The organism is Thalassotalea insulae, assembly GCF_030161395.1.
Lineage (GTDB): Bacteria > Pseudomonadota > Gammaproteobacteria > Enterobacterales > Alteromonadaceae > Thalassotalea_E > Thalassotalea_E insulae.
The window spans coordinates 4,310,604-4,329,773 of the sequence record NZ_BSST01000001.1; the positions used below are offsets into that span (position 1 = coordinate 4,310,604).

20 protein-coding genes are annotated in these 19,170 nt (G+C 40.2%); 6 read left to right on the plus strand and 14 right to left on the minus strand.

What is annotated here, in order from left to right; genetic code table 11:
• Nucleotides 1-23 precede the first annotated feature (23 nt).
• The 7 genes from nirJ to QQK06_RS19305 are packed head-to-tail and all read right to left on the minus strand — an operon-like array spanning nucleotide 24 to nucleotide 4,940.
• Nucleotides 24-1,226 (minus strand): heme d1 biosynthesis radical SAM protein NirJ, encoded by a 1,203-nt coding sequence (gene nirJ, locus QQK06_RS19275; RefSeq protein ID WP_284246462.1) that lies wholly within the window; start codon nucleotides 1,224-1,226, stop codon nucleotides 24-26.
• Nucleotides 1,227-1,232: 6 nt separating this feature from the next.
• Nucleotides 1,233-1,793, minus strand: a complete 561-nt coding sequence (gene ahbB, locus QQK06_RS19280) for a siroheme decarboxylase subunit beta (RefSeq protein ID WP_284246463.1) — start codon at nucleotides 1,791-1,793, stop codon at nucleotides 1,233-1,235.
• Nucleotides 1,768-2,238: an Lrp/AsnC family transcriptional regulator gene (locus QQK06_RS19285; RefSeq protein WP_284246464.1), complete on the minus strand. Its 471-nt coding sequence runs from the start codon at nucleotides 2,236-2,238 to the stop codon at nucleotides 1,768-1,770. The genes ahbB (QQK06_RS19280) and QQK06_RS19285 overlap by 26 nt, the downstream gene beginning before the upstream one ends.
• A gap of 36 nt (nucleotides 2,239-2,274) precedes the next feature.
• Nucleotides 2,275-2,829, minus strand: a complete 555-nt coding sequence (gene ahbB / locus QQK06_RS19290) for a siroheme decarboxylase subunit beta (protein ID WP_284246465.1) — start codon at nucleotides 2,827-2,829, stop codon at nucleotides 2,275-2,277.
• A 2-nt stretch (nucleotides 2,830-2,831) separates the two neighbouring features.
• Nucleotides 2,832-3,350 carry an Lrp/AsnC family transcriptional regulator gene (locus tag QQK06_RS19295; protein ID WP_284246466.1) on the minus strand — a complete coding sequence of 173 codons (519 nt, stop codon included), beginning with the start codon at nucleotides 3,348-3,350 and terminating at the stop codon, nucleotides 2,832-2,834.
• A 2-nt stretch (nucleotides 3,351-3,352) separates the two neighbouring features.
• Nucleotides 3,353-4,594 carry a cytochrome D1 domain-containing protein gene (locus QQK06_RS19300; protein ID WP_284246467.1) on the minus strand — a complete coding sequence of 414 codons (1,242 nt, stop codon included), beginning with the start codon at nucleotides 4,592-4,594 and terminating at the stop codon, nucleotides 3,353-3,355.
• On the minus strand, nucleotides 4,581-4,940 hold the full coding sequence (locus QQK06_RS19305) for a c-type cytochrome (protein WP_284246468.1): 360 nt from the start codon (nucleotides 4,938-4,940) through the stop codon (nucleotides 4,581-4,583). The genes QQK06_RS19300 and QQK06_RS19305 overlap by 14 nt, the downstream gene beginning before the upstream one ends.
• Nucleotides 4,941-5,411: 471 nt before the next feature.
• On the opposite strand from QQK06_RS19305, the gene QQK06_RS19310 reads away from it, so the two are divergent.
• The 5 genes from QQK06_RS19310 to QQK06_RS19330 all read left to right on the plus strand — a co-directional run bounded on the left by QQK06_RS19310 (nucleotide 5,412) and on the right by QQK06_RS19330 (nucleotide 10,325).
• The gene (locus QQK06_RS19310) at nucleotides 5,412-6,080 is read left to right on the plus strand and encodes a sulfite exporter TauE/SafE family protein (RefSeq protein ID WP_284246469.1); all 669 of its coding nucleotides are present in this window, start codon (nucleotides 5,412-5,414) and stop codon (nucleotides 6,078-6,080) included.
• 45 nt (nucleotides 6,081-6,125) lie between these two features.
• On the plus strand, nucleotides 6,126-6,845 hold the full coding sequence (gene fnr, locus QQK06_RS19315; protein WP_284246470.1) for a fumarate/nitrate reduction transcriptional regulator Fnr: 720 nt from the start codon (nucleotides 6,126-6,128) through the stop codon (nucleotides 6,843-6,845).
• A 164-nt stretch (nucleotides 6,846-7,009) separates the two neighbouring features.
• Nucleotides 7,010-7,939 (plus strand): universal stress protein UspE, encoded by a 930-nt coding sequence (gene uspE / locus QQK06_RS19320; RefSeq protein WP_284246471.1) that lies wholly within the window; start codon nucleotides 7,010-7,012, stop codon nucleotides 7,937-7,939.
• A 114-nt stretch (nucleotides 7,940-8,053) separates the two neighbouring features.
• On the plus strand, nucleotides 8,054-8,992 hold the full coding sequence (gene ttcA, locus QQK06_RS19325) for a tRNA 2-thiocytidine(32) synthetase TtcA (protein ID WP_284246473.1): 939 nt from the start codon (nucleotides 8,054-8,056) through the stop codon (nucleotides 8,990-8,992).
• A gap of 40 nt (nucleotides 8,993-9,032) precedes the next feature.
• The gene (locus QQK06_RS19330) at nucleotides 9,033-10,325 is read left to right on the plus strand and encodes an NCS2 family permease (protein ID WP_284246474.1); all 1,293 of its coding nucleotides are present in this window, start codon (nucleotides 9,033-9,035) and stop codon (nucleotides 10,323-10,325) included.
• Nucleotides 10,326-10,442: 117 nt separating this feature from the next.
• On the opposite strand, the gene QQK06_RS19335 is transcribed toward QQK06_RS19330, so the two are convergent.
• The 4 genes from QQK06_RS19335 to QQK06_RS19350 form a co-directional block, all read right to left on the minus strand.
• Entirely contained in the window at nucleotides 10,443-11,267 is an 825-nt protein-coding gene (locus tag QQK06_RS19335) for a glucosaminidase domain-containing protein (protein WP_284246475.1), read from the minus strand.
• Between the two features lie 16 nt (nucleotides 11,268-11,283).
• Complete coding sequence (locus QQK06_RS19340; RefSeq protein ID WP_284246476.1) at nucleotides 11,284-12,090, minus strand: hypothetical protein; 807 nt, start codon at nucleotides 12,088-12,090, stop codon at nucleotides 11,284-11,286.
• 126 nt (nucleotides 12,091-12,216) lie between these two features.
• Nucleotides 12,217-12,765 (minus strand): DUF1415 domain-containing protein, encoded by a 549-nt coding sequence (locus QQK06_RS19345; RefSeq protein WP_284246478.1) that lies wholly within the window; start codon nucleotides 12,763-12,765, stop codon nucleotides 12,217-12,219.
• Nucleotides 12,758-14,569, minus strand: a complete 1,812-nt coding sequence (locus tag QQK06_RS19350) for an ABCB family ABC transporter ATP-binding protein/permease (protein WP_284246480.1) — start codon at nucleotides 14,567-14,569, stop codon at nucleotides 12,758-12,760. The genes QQK06_RS19345 and QQK06_RS19350 overlap by 8 nt, the downstream gene beginning before the upstream one ends.
• Nucleotides 14,570-14,688: 119 nt before the next feature.
• Here QQK06_RS19350 and QQK06_RS19355 point away from each other — a divergent pair, with 119 nt between their 5' ends.
• Nucleotides 14,689-15,207, plus strand: a complete 519-nt coding sequence (locus QQK06_RS19355) for a DUF2937 family protein (protein ID WP_284246481.1) — start codon at nucleotides 14,689-14,691, stop codon at nucleotides 15,205-15,207.
• A gap of 56 nt (nucleotides 15,208-15,263) precedes the next feature.
• On the opposite strand, the gene QQK06_RS19360 is transcribed toward QQK06_RS19355, so the two are convergent.
• Genes QQK06_RS19360 through pheS form a run of 3 tightly spaced genes read right to left on the minus strand, consistent with a single transcriptional unit; the run spans nucleotide 15,264 to nucleotide 18,950 of the window.
• On the minus strand, nucleotides 15,264-15,554 hold the full coding sequence (locus QQK06_RS19360; RefSeq protein WP_284246483.1) for an integration host factor subunit alpha: 291 nt from the start codon (nucleotides 15,552-15,554) through the stop codon (nucleotides 15,264-15,266).
• Nucleotides 15,555-15,557: 3 nt separating this feature from the next.
• Nucleotides 15,558-17,957, minus strand: coding sequence for a phenylalanine--tRNA ligase subunit beta (pheT, locus tag QQK06_RS19365; RefSeq protein WP_284246484.1), 2,400 nt, complete (start codon nucleotides 17,955-17,957; stop codon nucleotides 15,558-15,560).
• Between the two features lie 12 nt (nucleotides 17,958-17,969).
• On the minus strand, nucleotides 17,970-18,950 hold the full coding sequence (pheS, locus tag QQK06_RS19370; RefSeq protein ID WP_284246485.1) for a phenylalanine--tRNA ligase subunit alpha: 981 nt from the start codon (nucleotides 18,948-18,950) through the stop codon (nucleotides 17,970-17,972).
• Nucleotides 18,951-19,170: the final 220 nt, after the last annotated feature.

Sequence of the window (19,170 nt, forward strand, 5' to 3'; positions counted from 1 at the left end):
CTAGTGGGACATAGTTGCTAAAATTAAATTTCTATTGCCAGAATGCGCGCATTATTTGCCTGCTCGGTTAAATGACTAACGCCTATTTCATCATCATTTAAATAACAACCAGGATCTTCAGACCATGCATCACCAGTTTGGGCAAACGCTCTGGTTCGGGTGTTACCACCACAAATAGTTAAATATCGGCATTGTGCGCAGCGCCCTTTAACCGGTCTGGGCTCTTGCCTAAACGCCAGCATTAATGGGTCTTGAGTGTTTTGCCAAACATCTGAGAATTTTTGTGTTTTGACATTCCCAATTGGGTGGTTCCACCAGTAAGTGTCCGGATGTATCGTGCCAGTATTGTCGATATTGGCGACATTCACCCCGCTGGCATTACCGCCCCAGTTAATCAAGCGTTGATGCAAGTTGGCGACTCGCTCAGGGTATTTTTCACCAAACTTTTCAGTAACCCATTTAAGTAAAAACACCCCATCGGCATCGTTATTACCAGTGACGAAATCTGTCTCTATGCCTTGTTCAATATGGGAATATGCCCTTTCAAATAATAGTGCCATAGCCTCTTTGGTCATTTTAAACATAGCGTCCTGTTCAGTATTACGCTTACCTCGACCAGAATAATTGAGATGGGACAGATAAAACTTATCTACTTGATATTCTTCCATTAAATCAAGCATTGCCGGCAGATCGTTGAAATTGTCTCTGGTCAGACAAAGACGCATACCGACTTTAATACCCGCTTCCTTACAGAGTTTGATCGCATGCATCGAGGTTTTAAAACTGCCCTTTTGCTGGCGAAATTCATCATGAAATTCTTCCAGACCATCAATACTGATGCCGACATATTGATAATCTGCCTGCTTGATCAGTTCAATGTTTGCTTCATTAATCAAGGTGCCGTTCGTTGATAAAGCGACATAAAAGCCTTGTTTCTTAGCGTATCGAGTGATATCAAAAATATCCGGACGCATTAAGGGCTCACCGCCGGATAAAATCAACACAGGAACCTTCGCCACTTTTAGATCATCGATGGTTGCTTTAATTTGTTCAGTATTAAGCTCATCCTTAAAATCCATATCTAACGACGTCGAATAACAATGTTTACAGCGTAAATTACAGCGGCGGATCAGGTTCCAGATCACCACAGGTCCCGGCATTTTTCGCGCTTTGTTGGGCGGCAGATCATCATGAAAGGTTTTGAGTAACTGAGATATTCTAAACATAACGCACTAAGCCCCTATGGTTTTTTGCTTAAGACGCAATCCGGTCTTTTTCAAAATCTTGCTACTGGTTAACATATCATTGGATTTAACGGTAATACCTTGATTTGCATCATCACTGCTGCGTTCTACTAACACATCTTGCAACAAATCTTTGATCTGGCTTCGATATTTTTGAATTTCTGCTTTAGTTGTGCCATGAACCATAGCAAATAAGTTGTAATTCCAGTTCGGTAAATGACGCGGCCTTAAATAGCAATGGCTGACAAATGGCAAACGGCCGACCAGTTCGCCAAATTTTGACGCTTGTGCATCGTCAATATCCCATACTGTCATACCATTAAATTGATAGCCCAGCTTATAATGATTTGGCACAGCGGCAATGCGGCGAATAATGCCTCTGTTTTTAAAGTCTTCCGTCATTACCAAGGTTTGCTCAACGGTAATACCCAGTTGCTCCGCCAGCCAATGATATGGCTTGTCAACAATCGGCAATCCCTGTTGAGTCAACACTATGTATTGCCGCTCAAGCGCTGTTAATTCGTTAGACTGGCAAGTAGAGACCGACATAAAACTCCTCCAGTTTAGGAACATTTAATACCGTTAAGCCAGTTTTTTTCTCGATGGCATTAACTACCTGATCAATCTCCTGCTCCGATTCAGTAGCGATAACAAACCACATGTTGTAAAGATGATCACGGCGATAATTATGAGCAATTTGCTCAAAACTATTGACTTGCTCAGTAACCTGCTCAAAATCTTGCTCCGGAACACTTAATGCGGCCAGAGTAAAAGCACCACCTAAGCAGGCCGCGTCATACATAGGGCCAAAACGTGTCAGCACTTTTTCGCTCATTAGCTTGTTTAATGCAGCGATCACTTCCTGTTCACTGGCGTCTACTTCCGTTGCTATTTGAGCAAACGGCTGTTCACATATTGGTAAGCCCCTTTGTAACAGGTTGATCAATTTACGATCTAGCGATGACAGTTCGGCCAAAGTTGCTGTTTTATTCATACTTAGCACTTTCCTTTTTTAAGGCTTATGATGTTGTCAGCCATAGCGAGCTCCTTGTTGCTTAAAAGCCCGGGTGCTAAATAACACATTTTTTTCGATATGACTCAAATTTAACCTTTCGGTAATTGCTTGTAACTGGGAGATAACCTTGGCCCTTTCAATGCCATGGATCATGCAAAATAGGTTATATGGCCAATCCGGTAATCGTCTTGGCCGACGATAACATAAAGACACTTCCGGACATTGCGACAGCTGTTTAGCTATGCCATCTACTGCCGTATCTGCAATATTCCAAACCACCATGGCATTAGCATTAAAGCCAAGTTTTCTATGCTTAACCACTAACCCGAAGCGGCGAATAAGTCCTTGCTGTTGCCACAGTTTTATCTGCTCAATCACTTGTTGCTCAATAAATGGCGATTCTGCCAAACCAATTTTCCTAGCTAAGGCTAAATAAGGTCTGCTGCAAGTTGGCAGTCCTTGCTCAAGCAAGCCGCGCAGTTTTGCTTGTTGCTCTGCGTTTAATGCAGGAAAAATAGTTACCTGTGTTTTTTTCTGCTTGCTAGTCGCTAAATTTATCGATAATGACATCGTTAGTGCCCTACCTTATTAACTGTTGCAGTACTATTGGTGCTAGCAAAATCGATAGTAAAGCCCAGATCTATATGGTACGAAGCTTCCATCGGCAACACTAAAATTGGCAAGCCAGTCAATAACTCTATTTGCTCTAATACCCGATTAAGTGCTAACAAGTCACTGGCGGTCACGACAAACCACAAGTTGTAATCATGTTCCCGTTCATAGTTATGATTAACCTGCTCAAACTGATTAACAATGGCGGCAATTTTATCCAATTGCTGTTCAGGTACCGCCATGGCAGCAAGTGTACTGGCGCCTGCCTTTTTATGGTCAAATACCGCACCGACACGAGATAATGCCTGATACCGATGAAGCTCTTCTATTGCTTCGATCACTTGCTGTTCACTTACCGCCAGTTGCTCAGCAATTTCCACGTAAGGTTGTTCGACTAGTGGGAAACCCTTTTGATAACGATTAATGATCCGCTGCTGTAATTCACTTAACCGCACTTCACTTAAATTTAACTCACTCATAATCACAGACCTATCTGGTGAGCACGATTAGTAAAGAAAATACCGCTCGGGCTTTTAACTGGCAGGGTTTTTAATAAAGCTTGGCTATTGGTGTCGTAAATTTGTACTTCATTATTGTCACGAACTGAGATCCAAACATGTTCTCCTCTTGGGGTAAATTCCATATGCAATACCGCCGGCCCTGGCTGTAGTGTGTTTACCAAGTCAAAGGTTTCGGTATTAAATACCTGAATGGTATTGTTATCTGGAAAGGCAAAGTTAACCCAGATTTGACGGTTATCCGGCTGTGCCATAACAAATACTGGTTGGCTGTGCGCCGGAATTTCTGCAACCTGCTGCCAGGTTTTAGTGCTAACGACTAACACCTTGTGTCGCCCCACGGCCGGGACGAAAGCGTAATCACCTGCCATTGCCCATCCTTCAAGGTGTGGCATTTTATAAACTGGCAGCTTTTTATCCTCTTTACCATAATTGGGCAAAATACGCCGTGTGCCTTTTTCTGGATGCCACAAATCAAGTAACGCCATGCCATCTTCACCAAATAAGCCGGCAATATAATATCTACCGTCAGGACTGATCAGTGCGTCATAAGGAAACAAACCGATATCGGTAAATTTAGTCAGTTTCATTTCTGGCTTGGAAAAATCAGCGATCCAAGTTTCATGACTGTCAAACAGGCTGAAAACAAACTTATTACCCGGTGCATCAACCAATCCCACCACTTTAGAACGATATGGCTGTCCATCTTTAGTATGCCCTTTACTCGGCACAACCGTCGCTTGAATATCTGCAACCAACGCCAAAGTCTCACTGTTAAACACCTTAACGCCACCCGGGGTGTAATTGGAAACCGCCACCAGTTTTCCATCCTGACTAATGGCGCCACCGATACTGTTACCGGATTGAATCACCCGCTTGGCAATCTTATCTTGTAATAGATCCACTTTTGTTAAACCACCGTCACGACCAAAGACATAGGCATAACGCTGATCACGAGAAAAAACGATCGAAGCATGAGATAAATCACCTAGGCCATTCAATTCACTCAGCAAGGAATTATTGCTATGTTCGACAATTTGCACCTGGCCGCTAGCTCTTTCAATAATGACGCCGATATCGCCAGTTGAGCGCAGTGTTGTTACTTTAGTATTTTCTTTGACATCCGTGGTTTGACTACATGATGACAGTAAAGACACACTGACTAATGCTACTGCGATTATTGCTAAAGATTTATTCTTTCTCATGGTTCATCCCTTGTAATAACAGCTTGCTGATCCACAAAGCTTCTTGTTCATTAATGATCGACTTCCACGGCGGCATTGCCGTACCTGGCCTGCCGTGGGTAATAGTGTTTTGTAAAAGTAATAAGGGCTTATTTTTTAGCGCCTCTTTCGTTAGTGCCGGTCCTAAGCCACCTTTTAATGTCATACCATGACATGAACCGCAGTCCTGTTTCACAAGGTGAATAAGCTGCTTTTGACGCGCTTTACTGATGGAAACCTGGCTGGATTTCGCATGTAACGCCAAAGGGTAAAACGCAAGTACAGTAGCTAACGCCACGATTGAGCAAATTTTGCTTATCCCATTCACTTTTTAACTGCCTTTATTACCGTTAACTGATAGGTGCAAGCTAATTTATCGAAAGTACTAAAACAATTTGTTGTTGGAGATCATGCTTTTTATCTTGAATAAGCAGATTGATTGATTCAAATCACATTTGCGGCAAATTAACAAAATTATGCAACTATTAAGGGCTGTTAATCTTTGCTGTTTGAATTTAGTTGACCCCTTTAGGCAGCATCTGTTTGGCATTTCTACTGTGTTGCCCCGCATGGATGTGGGATAAGGTGACTTTGCAGGAGCATAAAATCATTACCGCTTGATTTGAGTAGAATGACTACAGGTCACAAACGCTGCAGTGTATCAATACCAAACAAGTTGCTACAAAAACAAACTTGAGATCAACAGACTCTAGTTTAGAGCGAAGATTTTTAAAAAATTATCTTTTAGATTCAACGGCGTGATATCATCTATACCAAAGTTATAAGCTTAGTTAAATTAATGGAAATCGATTATTTTTCCGCATTTATTATCGGCTTGATGGGCTCAGGGCACTGTATCGGCATGTGTGGTGGAATCACCACCATGTTTACCTCTTCCTTAGCCAAAGACGCTAAAAATCATCCACTTTACGTTATCAGTTACCATATTGGCCGCATCTCATCATATGCATTGATTGGTGCAATAGCCGGCTTTACCGGTTCACTTGCCGCCAAAAATATCGGTTTACCGATCACCGGATTAAAAATCATCGCTGGCATATTTTTAATCTTACTCGGCCTCTATATGGGCCAATGGCTGATGTGGTTGACTAAGGTAGAAATGCTTGGCAAACACTTGTGGCAATATATTTCGCCATTTAGTAAAAAATTATTGCCGGTTAACAACTTAAAGCAGGCATTGTTACTAGGTGCACTATGGGGCTGGTTACCTTGTGGTTTGGTTTATTCAACCTTAACTTGGTCACTGGCTAGTGGTAGTGGAAAAACGGGGGCGTTAATTATGATGTGTTTTGGTTTAGGAACACTCCCCGCACTGCTATTTTTATCTTTTGGAATAGTGCAAGGGCAGCAATTATTCAAAAATGTTCGCGTCAGAAAGTTCATCGCTTTACTACTCATTGCTTATGGCATTTTTACATTAAACATTGCATACAGAACCCTATTTTAATACCATAGCAAAGGTAGCAACCAAGATTGAGTGATAAAGGATTTTATGTATAAGAATCAATGTTCCGGTCAGCAGCATATCCACTGCCAAAATTGTAGTATTAGTGAGCTATGTCTGCCTTTCTCGTTAAACGATCGGGAGATGGATACGCTCGATCAAATTATCGATCGTAAACGCCCAATCCATAAAGGTGAAGAGCTGTTCCAAGACGGTCAGAAAATGCAGTCCTTGTATGCAATTCGCTCTGGTACTTTTAAAACATTTACCGTGAATGAAAGTGGCGAAGAACAAATTACCGGTTTTCACCTCGCTGGTGATTTACTTGGCTTTGATGCTATTGCTGCCACTGAGCACCCAAGCTTTGCTAAGGCATTAGAAACATCTATGGTCTGTGAGATCCCTTACAATACTTTAGATAACCTATCGAACAGCATGCCGAAATTAAAAAAACAAATTTTGCGCATGATGAGCAGTGAAATCAAAACCGATCAACAAATGTTAACTTTGCTTAACCGTAAAAATGCCGAGCAACGTTTAGCAACCTTTATCAGCTCATTAAGTGCTCGTTATCAAGCACGTGGCTTATCAGCAAAAGAGTTTCGTTTAACCATGACCCGCAGTGATATCGGCAATTATATTGGTTTAACCGTGGAAACTATTAGCCGCTTATTAAACCGTTTTCATAAGAGCGGCATTATTCAAGTTGACGGTAAACTCATTACTATTTTAGATATAGATAAACTAAACGAGTGTGCTGATTTATAAATCAGCACACCTTGTGTATTCCTCCCTACTTTTACTACTTCCTCAACACTAAGATTGATCAAATACTTTTTGATTTAAAACAAAGTATTAATGTTTAATATTGCCGTATTCTCGCTATACTGAAGATAAGTTAATAACCAGTTTTATCTTAATTGGAGCGGATAATGGAAAAGTATCAAAAAATATTAGCAGTGATAGATCCAACAACTGAAGAGCAAAAAGCCCTGAAGCGTGCAGTAGAGTTAGCGAAAAAAACGGGAGCTATGATCACCGCATTTTTGTCGATTTATGACTTTTCCTATGAAATGACAACTATGCTATCAAGTGATGAACGCGAAGCTATGCGTCAATCCTTAATTAATGATCGTATCCAGTGGCTCAATGACATAATTGATAGTATCGACCATCAAGATCTCACTATTGACAGCAAGGTGATTTGGCATAACCGTCCATTTGAACCTATTATCGAACAGGTATTAAAGCATCAATACGACATAGTCATCAAAGGCACCCATCAGCACGATAAACTAAAATCTGTAATTTTCACCCCAACCGACTGGCATATTTTAAGAAAATGCCCATGCCCTGTTTTATTGGTGAAAGAGCATTCCTGGCCAATTAACGGCAATATTGTGGCCGCATTAAATGTTGGCAGTGATGAATCTGAACACCAATCGCTCAATGTCAAAATAACTGAAGAAGCCATTCATTTATCTAAACTTATTTTAGCCAATATTCATTTAGTCAATTCTTTCCCTGGTACACCGGTAAACATTGCCATTGAAATCCCTGAATTTAACGCCAGTGAATATAACGATTCGATGTTTAACCATCATAAAGAAGCGATGGCAAAACACGCGCAGAGCTATTCAATTGGTGAAGAGCATACCCATGTAGTTGAAGGTTTACCCGAAGATGTCATTGAAAATTTATCAAACGAGTTAGATGCAGAATTGGTTATTTTAGGCACGGTTGGCCGTACGGGTATTTCTGCCGCTCTAATTGGTAATACAGCAGAACATGTTATCGATCGACTGAATTGTGATGTTTTGGCATTAAAACCTGATGGCTACGTCTCCCCTATGGCGGAATAATCTTAGGCTGATGACAACAAACTGAGCGTTAATACCTTTGAGATAAGATGTTACTTAACGCTCAGTTTGTATATAATACGCGCCGATTTTTGATTTAAATATGATGAACGCGCGATGGCCAGTACTCTACTTACAAATACATTAACTTCACAGCAAAAAACACAACTCAATAAACTTGAGAAAAGACTTCGTCGTCATGTTGGTCAAGCAATTGCCCAATATAATATGATTGAAGATGGTGACAAGATAATGGTTTGTTTATCTGGCGGCAAAGACAGTTACGCGTTACTATCCATCTTGTTGATTTTAAAGGAATCGGCGCCGATACATTTTGATATTGTTGCTGTTAACCTAGATCAGAAACAGCCAGGCTTTCCTGAAGATGTGCTGCCCAATTATCTTGCTTCACTCAATGTTGATTATAAAATTATCGAAGAAGATACCTACGCAATAGTCAAAGAAAAAATTCCTGAAGGCAAAACCACCTGTAGTTTATGCTCACGCTTACGTCGAGCAGTGCTATATCGGGTAGCTAAAGAGCTTAATGCCACTAAAATTGCGCTAGGACACCACAGAGATGACATGATAGAGACTATGATGCTCAATATGTTTTACGGCGGCAAATTAAAAGCGATGCCAGCCAAACTAGTCTCAGATAATGGTGAACATGTCGTCATTCGCCCATTAGCCTTTTGTAAAGAGTCTGAGCTGATTCAGTATGCTGAGTTGAAGCAGTTTCCGATCATTCCATGTAATTTATGCGGTTCGCAACCCAATTTACAGCGACAAAACATTAAACAAATGCTGAACGACTGGCACGATAAATTCCCTGGTCGTATCGAGTCAATGTTCACCGCGATGCAAAATGTCGTGCCGTCTCACTTATGTGACAATAACCTGTTTGATTTTAAAACCATTACCGTCGACTCAGGTGTCATTAATGGTGGTGATGTCGCTTTCGATCCATCTGACGACCTAGCTGTCACGCCATCAACAGCCCCCTCTTATCACCAAGATAATGCCCAACAGCTTGATATTGTTGAAATAAAATAATGAGCAACGCCGATACCGCTAATAGCATGAGAATTTAATTATGTTTGAAAGAATTTTTGCCCTTAATGCCCATCATACTTCGATTAAACAAGAAATAATTGCCGGGATCACTACGTTTTTAACAATGGCCTATATTATTTTTGTTAATCCCACCATGCTGGCTGCAACAGGGATGGATCATGGTGCTATTTTTGTTGCCACCTGCCTGGCCGCAGCTCTGGGTTGCTTTATTATGGGACTGCTTGCCAATTATCCGATTGCCTTAGCACCAGGCATGGGATTAAACGCGTTTTTTACCTATAGTGTGGTCCTGGAAATGGGCTATAGCTGGCAAGTCGCACTTGGTGGTGTATTTCTCTCTGGCTGTATTTTTACCTTGTTAAGCTTATTTAAATTAAGGGAATGGATCATCAATTCCATTCCTCATGCTTTACGTTTTGGTATCGCTGCTGGCATTGGCTTGTTTTTAGCTTTTATTGCGTTAAAAAATGCCGGCATTGTTGTTGATAACCCGGCAACCTTTGTTAGCCTTGGCGATGTTACTGCGTTTCCAGCGGTAATGGCAGCATTGGGCTTATTCCTGATTGTCGGCCTAGCAAATAAACAAATCAACGGCGCGGTAATGATCTCAATATTAGCTATTACCTTAATAGGCTTACTTGCCGGTAATATAGAATATCAAGGGCTGATATCATCGCCGCCGTCGATCAGCCCCACGTTGATGCAATTGGATATTGCCGGCGCTTTCAATGTTGGGATGATCAGCGTTGTTTTTGCATTTTTATTTGTCGATTTATTTGATACCTCAGGCACGCTGATTGCCGTTGCACAAAAAGGAGAGCTACTCGACAGTAAAGGTAATTTACCGCGTTTAGGTAAAGCACTACTAGCTGATTCTACCGCAACAGTTGCCGGTAGTATGCTTGGCACCTCAACAACTACCAGTTATGTAGAAAGCACCGCTGGCGTTGCCGCTGGCGGCAGAACTGGCCTAACGGCTGTTGTAGTAGGCGTACTGTTTTTATTGGCGTTATTCTTTTCACCATTAGCAGGTATGGTACCCGCATACGCAACGGCTGGCCCATTATTTTATGTCGCAGTACTCATGTTAGCAGGTCTAGTACAGGTAGACTGGCATGACCTTTCAGACGCTGTCCCTGTAGCTATTATCTGTATTACCATGCCACTTACTTTTTCTATCGCTCATGGCATTACTTTTGGTTTTATCAGTTATGTTGCAGTTCGCCTGTTTAGTGGGCAATATAAACAACTTAATCCTAGCGTCATAGTGCTAGCGCTACTATTTTTAATGAAAGTTATTTTTATCGGCTAAGTTATATCTATTGGAATCAATATTTAATGCAAATAATATTAATTCCGTTATCAAAGCAAAAAAGCGCGATATATTATCGCGCTTTTTTATCAAAGTTCTGATTTACCTTCGGCTAGACTACTCACTGGCATAACTATCAAAATAACGCTGGTTATGTCTGATCATTTCACTGATCTCAAGTACGTAATCTGTACCTCTTTCAGAATACGGCAATAAACCTGTCGCTAATATTTGCGCAGATAATGGCTTATCCTGTTGGCGTAACTGACTTCTGATAATGCGAAATACCCGATATGCTGCATTAGTATTAATATTAAAAAGATAATGCTGCACAGCCTTTTCTACTGATTGAAACGCCGCCACTTCGTGTTTAAGCCCTTCATCTCGCCCATTAGGTACCATGCCGCAACCTTTTTTATAACACCAGATGCCGAAAAAATTTAACCCTATACGGGCAAAACGAGATGTTCCCCACGCGGATTCATTCGCCGCCTGAACTAAAATTAGCTCTTTCGGTACGATATCAACCCTAGTTAATAATTCCTTAATTTTATCAACCGGTGACAATTTTTTACTGACTTTGTATTTTTTTGCTAATTGCTGCATTAACTGGCTTTCTTCCGCTGTTAACGCTTGCGACTGAACAAGTTTTTGCTCAATTACGAATAATTGTTTTCGTAAACGACTAATACGGTCATTTTCATCATCAATTGCCGGTTTAATGAAAGCAAAAAATTGTTTTTTCTTTTGCTTAACATCTTTAATATCAGCAAATTCAGGCAAGTCTACATTGTGCAAAGGCTGTTCAACTTGTGACTTTGCACTAACTTGATCATCTTGTTTATCTGCAACTTGATATTGCTGTTGTTCGATCAGCGGTTTAACTAAAGCAATGATAAAAACCGCAAATAAACTTGCCCTGATTAACCATGTTTTAAACACTGCAAACTCCTTTTAACTATGCCGAAAATGTGCTGTCGAAATGATCACTGGCATCTTTGCTGACACTTAAATGCATACCAAAGATCTCGCGATATAAAATTCCTTTTACATTATAAAACATTGGCGCCAAATAGCTTAACGCAAACAAAGTAAAAACCCCTCCAAGCAAAGCAACAGAAGTTGTCGCTAATAGCACCAGTGGTAAAACACAAAGAATAAGTGCAATAAACAGTACTAAATAGATAGCAAATAAATGAAACCACTGAAAGCGAGTGACTTGCAACGAGAGGCTAATGGCTTTTAATGGCGACATTTTTTTTTCTACCACTAATGGCAGCACTAACGAGAGAGCAACAGCGAGATAAATTCCGGGTAAGTAGAACATGGTAACGCCAAGTGCCACCATAGTGGAAGATAACAAGGCACAGATAGCGACCCAGCTGCCACGCTTTAAAAAAGCAAATATCAGTTTAACATGAGTTTGTAACCCAACCGCATGGAAGATCCCCATCATCTCAACGCCAACTAAGAAAGGGTAAACCACTATAGTCACCAAGATATTAAGCAACGCACCAGCCTGCGGCTCCTGCTGTCCTTGCTGTTCTTGAAATAAAACGTCAACGCCGCCGACATAGCTAGCGACTAACAAAGTGACCAAAACACCGATTAATAATGAGATAAACAGACCCAAATTGATCGAGCTACGCGATTTATTTGTCAAACGCCAAGCTTCGTGCAATACCCCTTTAACATCAATGGAATACTCTCCTTTTAATGCCTTTTCTATACTACCACCGACCTGCAAAATTGAACGTTCTTCCACTAAATTACCTTTTTATCAAACAACTGAGATAAATACCGCTTAGCGTTCGAGACATTCTAAACGACAAAAGGTTAATTATACCTAAAGTTAACCAATGAATAAAAGCTTTTACCAAAGCAAGCAGCGCTAGTCATGAATATGCTGTAATATTTGCCGAAAATAAGTACTGCCTTTTTCTCTAGCAAGTGCGATATTATTATCAGGAATTCGTTCAGGCTCAGGGTATAAGGTTAGCACCTTGGAAAGGCTTTCTTCTCTAAGCAAATGTAGCATCGGCAAAGGTGAGCGATTAGTAAAATTAGCGGCGTCTTCCGCTGCTTCTCCTTCAAATACATAATCGGGATGAAAACTGGCAAGCTGAAATGTACCTTCAAACCCTAAATCAACCAGTAACTCATTAGCATAATCGAGTAACTCTAAATAAGCATCAAAATCTCTAAAACCTAAGCTACAAATCAATAACGTAGTTTCTGTTTCAGGATGCGCGGCTAGATATTCAAATTGTCCGGCTAAATCAGTTAATACTTTTTCTATGCGGGTATGCGGACAGATATGATACTTGATAGTGTTATTAACAAACTCTTTTTTCGCAAAAGGACAAAAATTTAAACCAATAATCACCTGCTCTAGCCAGCGCTTAGTTTTGACAATTGCGGGATGAATTTGCTCAGTCATTCAGCTTTTCCTCTGTGTTTTCTTTAGTGCTTTGCTGTAATTGCCACATACGATAATAATGTCCTTGTTGTTTCAATAAATGTTGATGATCACCCTGCTCAATTAATTGCCCTTGATGCAAGACTAAAATATTATCGGCATCAACGATAGTCGATAACCGATGGGCAATCACTAAACTGGTATGATTTTGTGCGACTTCTTTTATTGCGGTTAATATTGCCTGTTCAGAGTAACTATCTAACGACGAGGTTGCTTCATCAAATACCAATATTGGCGGATTTTTAACTATTGTTCGGGCAATAGCAACCCGTTGCTTCTCACCACCAGAGAGCTTTAAACCACGCTCTCCAACTAAAGTATTAACGCCTTCAGGTAAAGATTGCACAAAAGCCGATAAATGCGAAAGTTCAATTGCTTTATTAACGGTTTGCTCACCGGCTTCAACATCACCATACAAGATATTGCTATACAAAGATTCATTAAATAATACGGTATCTTGTGGCACTATCCCGATATGTTTTCGCAACGAATGCTGCGTTACCTGATCAATTGCTTGCCCGTCAATCGCAATATTACCGCTATTAACATCGTAAAACCGAAATAACAGTTTCACTAAAGTTGATTTACCTGAACCACTTTCACCAACAATAGCGACTTTTTGTCCGGCTTTTATAGTAAAAGAGATATCTTTTAATATCGGACGATCCGCATGATAATGAAAGCTGACCTTATTAAAAGTCACCTCTCCCTGGCTTACGGTTAAATCATTAGCATTAGGGATATCCTGAACTTTTGGTTCACGTAACGTTAAATCAAACATTCGTTCGATATTAGTTAACGAACCTTTAATTTCCCGATAAACAAAGCCGAGAAAATTGAGTGGAATAAACAGCTGCATCATAAACGCATTGATCAAAACAAAGTCCCCTAAGGTCATTTGCTGATGAGCAACCTGATAGGCCGCCAACGCTAACATTGCTGTCATAGAGAGTGAGACAATAAACGCCTGCCCACCATTGAGTGCAAATAGTGATAATCGGTTTTGCAGTTTTGCCTGCTCCCATTCGGCAAGTTGTGTGTCGTAACCTTGGGCCTCATATTCTTCATTAGAAAAGTACTTCACCGTTTCGTAATTAATAATGCTGTCAATCGCTCGGGTATTACTGCGAGAATCAGCCTTATTGACGGCCCTAATATATTGAGTTCGTTTATTGGTAGCATAAATAGAAAAAACGACGTAACTGGCAATCGCCAGTACGGTCACCAACGCAAAGTTAATACCATAGTTAAACCATAAGATCGAAATCACCATAATGATTTCCACTAAGGTCGGGACAATATTAAACACCATAAATTTGATCAAAAAGCCAACACCGGAAGTGCCTCGGTCTATATCTCGGGAGATACCACCAGTTTGACGATTTAAATGAAAATCTAAATCCAATTGATGTAAATGACGAAAGACTTTTAAACCAATGCGCCTGACAGCTCGTTCAGTGACTTTAACAAATAAGGTATCCCTAATTTCAGCGAATAACACTATCGATAAACGTACCACACCATAGGCAATCACTAATGCAAAAGGCACAAACAATGTCGCGTTATCTCGTCCTCTATCTAAGGTGTCGACTAAATCTTTTAAGACAAAGGGTAAATAAACACTCGCTAGTTTAGTCGCAAGCAAACATAACAAGGCAATAAAAATACGGGCTTTAAATTCCAGTAGATAAGGAATGAGCATCTTAATGACACGCCAATTAACCTTGGCATCTTCTGCAATTTCTGGATGATGAGAACGACGCATGCAAAATAATAATGTGGATAAAAACGCAACTCTAGCGGCTTTACCATGACAATACAAGCGATGATATTAACGGCAAGCTATGCTAGGGTTTACCTAAATGAAATAAGATTATCGCTGCAATGTTATCTTTTATTAATCAGTTATTTGATAAATGTTTATTTACGCTAAGCTTTATTGTCGGCGTACAATTGCCTGAATTTATTGTGCAGTACAGCCAACGCCTGTCTGGGCATTTAAACGAAGCAAAATTACAATTGTCACAGTTTAAGCAGTTAGCTGAGATCCATCATAACGGCAATCTTGCACAATTAGTGAGCAGCTTCAGAGAAAATCAAGATCCAACCGTAATGAAAACGGCTGATATTATCGAACAGTTAATAGTAAGAGTGGATTATCTTGAGCAACATTTAACCAACATACTCAGCCCTTCTTACTGGATACAGATCAAAAGTTTAATCGTGGAATATGATGTCGCAATAATGCAGCAAACAGCTAAACTTTTTAAACTGGCAATCCCATTAGAAGTCACCTCTCTAGCTACAGGTGCCCTATTAGCGTTATTAATCATCATTGTTAAAGCGGTAGTCACAGAAGTAATTAAACGCTTTTATTTATCCGCTAGAGGGTTTAACCACTAAAAAAGGCCACACAAATATTGCGTGACCTTTTTATTAAGCTAGCGCTAATCTATATATTAACCATTACCGTTTTCTACACGACTCTTCAGTTTTTGTCCCGGTCGGAAAGTAACGACTTTGCGTGCGGAAATAGGAATGTCTTCCCCTGTCTTCGGGTTACGACCTGGTCGTTCACTTTTTTGACGAAGATCGAAATTGCCAAAACCAGATAGTTTAACCTGTTCACCCGATTCTAACGTTTCACGAATTTCTTCAAAAAACACTTCAACCATATCTTTTGCGTCGCGCTTACTCAGCCCAACTTTTTCAAATAAATGTTCTGCTACTTCTGCTTTGGTTAGCGCCATTGCTTAATCCCTCAGTGATGCATTCAGTTCAACTTTTAATGTATCGACCACGCGATTAACGACATCATTGATATCTTTTTCTTCAAGTGTCTTTTCATGATCTTGCAATACCATGGCAATCGCTAAGCTCTTGGATCCAGCTTCAATTCCATTACCTCGGTATACATCGAACAAGTTTAGATCAACTAAATAATTTCCGCCAACATTTTCAATGAGTTGTAGCACTTTTTTTGCTTCAACTTCTTCGTTAACTATCACAGCAATATCACGTCTATTTGCAGGAAAGCGAGAGATTTCGCCCGCTTCAGGGATATTTTGTGTTGAAATTTCGGACAATAACAGTTCAAAAACTAATGTCCGGCCATTTAGTCCTAATTTTCTTTCTAATTCAGGATGTAAGGTACCAACATGACCAACTAAGCGACCATCTTTATAAATAGCTGCCGTTTGACCAGGATGTAAAGCATCAATTTCAGCTTTAACGAATTGATAGCCATGCTGATTTGCTGTTAATGCCAGTAAGGCTTCAACATCAGCTTTTATATCATAAAAGTCAGCGGCTTTTTTATCCATATCCCAGTGTTCTTTATCGACATTACCACTAATAACACCTGCGATCATTTGCTGCTGACGCACACCGTTTTCCGCTGATTGATCAGGAATAAAACGTAAACCTGTTTCAAATAAACGCACACGGTTTTGCTGACGATTTTGGTTATACACCACAGATTGTAACAATCCAGTCCACAAACTAAGACGCATCACCGACATTTCTGAAGAAATAGGATGTGGCAAAGTCATCACTTCCTGCTCAGGATGTAATAAGCTTTGTACCTTAGGATCGACAAAACTATAAGTGATCGCTTCCTGATAACCCCGGTTAACTAATGTTTGGCGTAATCTTGATAATGGTAATTGTGCTTCTTTTTGAGCGCACATCGCTAACGTTGCTTTTGGCGAAACATTAGGAATGTTGTTATAGCCAAATATCCGTGCGACTTCTTCAATTAAATCTACTTCAATTGAAATATCAAAACGATAAGCCGGTACTAACACTGTCCATATATTATTATCAAAGCTCAATTCAAAACCTAAACGGGTTAAGATTTCATTCACTTTTTCATCGTTAATATGATAGCCAATGCGAGCATCGAGCTTTTCACGACGTAAGCTAACAGTGCGTACTTGTGGTAGATGTTGTTCACTAACAGCTTCAACAATAGGTCCAGCCTGACCACCAACAACGTCCAGTAATAACTGAGTAGCACGCTCCATTGCATCATGTTGTAACTGCGGGTCAACACCACGTTCATAACGATGCGACGAGTCTGTATGTAAACCGTATTGACGCGCTTTACCTAAAATCGCTAACGGGGCAAAAAACGCACTTTCTAAGAAAATATCGATAGTATTGTCGTTTACCCCAGAATCCTGACCACCAAAAATACCAGCCATGGCTAATGCTTTATTACTATCAGCAATTACTAAGGTTTCATCAGACAATTTTACTTCATTACCATCGAGTAATGTTAATGCTTCACCTTGCTCGGCATAACGAACATTTATATCACCATCAATTTTCGCTAAATCAAAAGCATGCATTGGGTGACCGAGTTCTAATAACACATAGTTAGTGATATCAACCACAGGATCAATAGAACGGGTACCGCTACGACGAAGTTTTTCCACCATCCATAACGGTGTTTGCGCCTTAAGGTTGATATTTTTAATCACCCGGCCTAAATAACGCGGACAAGCGTTTTCAGCTGATAATGTGATCGCTTTTTTATCATCAATCGTCGGCGTCACTGCGTTAATTTCAGGTGAGCTAACGGCTAAGCTATTTAATACGCCAACCTCTCTAGCTAGCCCTTTAAGGCCTAAACAATCTCCACGGTTAGCCGTTAAATCAACATCGATAGCAACATCATTTAAATCTAAATATTCGCGAATACACATCCCCACAGGAGCATCTTGTGGCAATTCAATAATGCCATCAGCACTTTCTGCAAGACCGATTTCAGACTCACTACACAACATACCGTGAGAAGGCACACCACGTAACTTCGCTTTTTTAATTTTAAAATTACCTGGTAAGACCGCGCCAACAGTTGCTACTGCTACTTTTAATCCTAAGCGACAATTTTTAGCACCACAAACGATATCAACCAGTTCACCATCGTTAAAATCAGCGCCTAAATTAATTTTTGTTACTTGTAACTTATCAGCATCAGGATGTGGGCCGCATTCTACCACTTCACCGATAAGTACACCGGTAAATTCTCCAGCAACAGGCTCAACCGCATCAACTTCCAGTCCAGCCATCGTTATTTGATGTGATAATTCTTCAGAAGAAATAGCAGGATTAACCCACTCTCGTAACCAAGATTCACTAAATTTCATTTGCTGCTATTCCTACTTAAACTGCTTTAAAAAACGAAGGTCATTCTCAAAAAATGAACGGAGATCATTAACGCCATAACGTAACATAGTTAAGCGCTCTACCCCCATACCAAAGGCAAAGCCGGTATAAACTTCCGGATCGATGCCTACAGCTTTCAATACATTAGGATGAACCATGCCACAGCCTAAGACTTCTAACCATTTGCCATTTTTACCCATTACATCCACTTCTGCTGAAGGCTCAGTAAACGGGAAGTAAGACGGGCGAAAACGAATTTGCAGATCTTCTTCAAAAAAGTGGTGTAAGAAATCATGCAAAATCCCTTTTAAATGAGTAAAGCTGACATCTTTATCTACCATTAGGCCTTCAACCTGATGAAACATTGGCGTATGAGTTTGATCATAGTCATTACGGTAAACTTTACCCGGAGAAATAATCCGTAATGGTGGTTGTTCTTTCTCCATGGTACGAATTTGCACACCTGACGTTTGCGTTCTTAACACTAACTTAGGGTTAAAGTAAAAAGTATCATGATCCTGACGTGCCGGGTGGTGCTCTGGAATATTCAAGGCATCAAAGTTATGAAAGTCGTCTTCTACTTCAGGCCCTTGCTTCACAGAAAAGCCCAGATCTCCAAAAAAGCTTTCAATACGTTCTATGGTTCTGCTCACCGGATGCAAGCCACCAGTCTCATTACCACGACCCGGTAAGGTAACATCGATAGATTCTTGCGCTAATTTTTGCTTGATCACTTCAGCTCGTAACAATTCACCGCGCTCAGTTAACAACTTTTGTACCTGTTGTTTTGCCTGATTAATCACTTGTCCTGCTTTAGGCTTTTCTTCTTTAGGTAACTTACTTAAGCCTTTCATTTGCTCAGTAAATAAGCCTTTTTTTCCTAAAAAGTTAACGCGAACTTGATCAAGTTCAGCCGGATCTGTTGCAGCGGCAATCGCTTGCTCCGCTTGCAATATAATTTCGTCTAAGTTCATGAGTTCCTCTAAAACGACTCTAAAGCACAAAATAGCAGGCTTTGGGTAGACTAGTGTATTGAAAAAATGGTCGAATAGTTTACACAAATTTATTATAAAAATGTAGTAAAACCATAGCGTTTTTCATGATTTTTTATTCTCAGCTAGAGTAAAATTTAAAATAAAAACAACTTACTAAATTAGTGAAATTAGCGTAAGTTAAAGATAATGGCTAATCTTA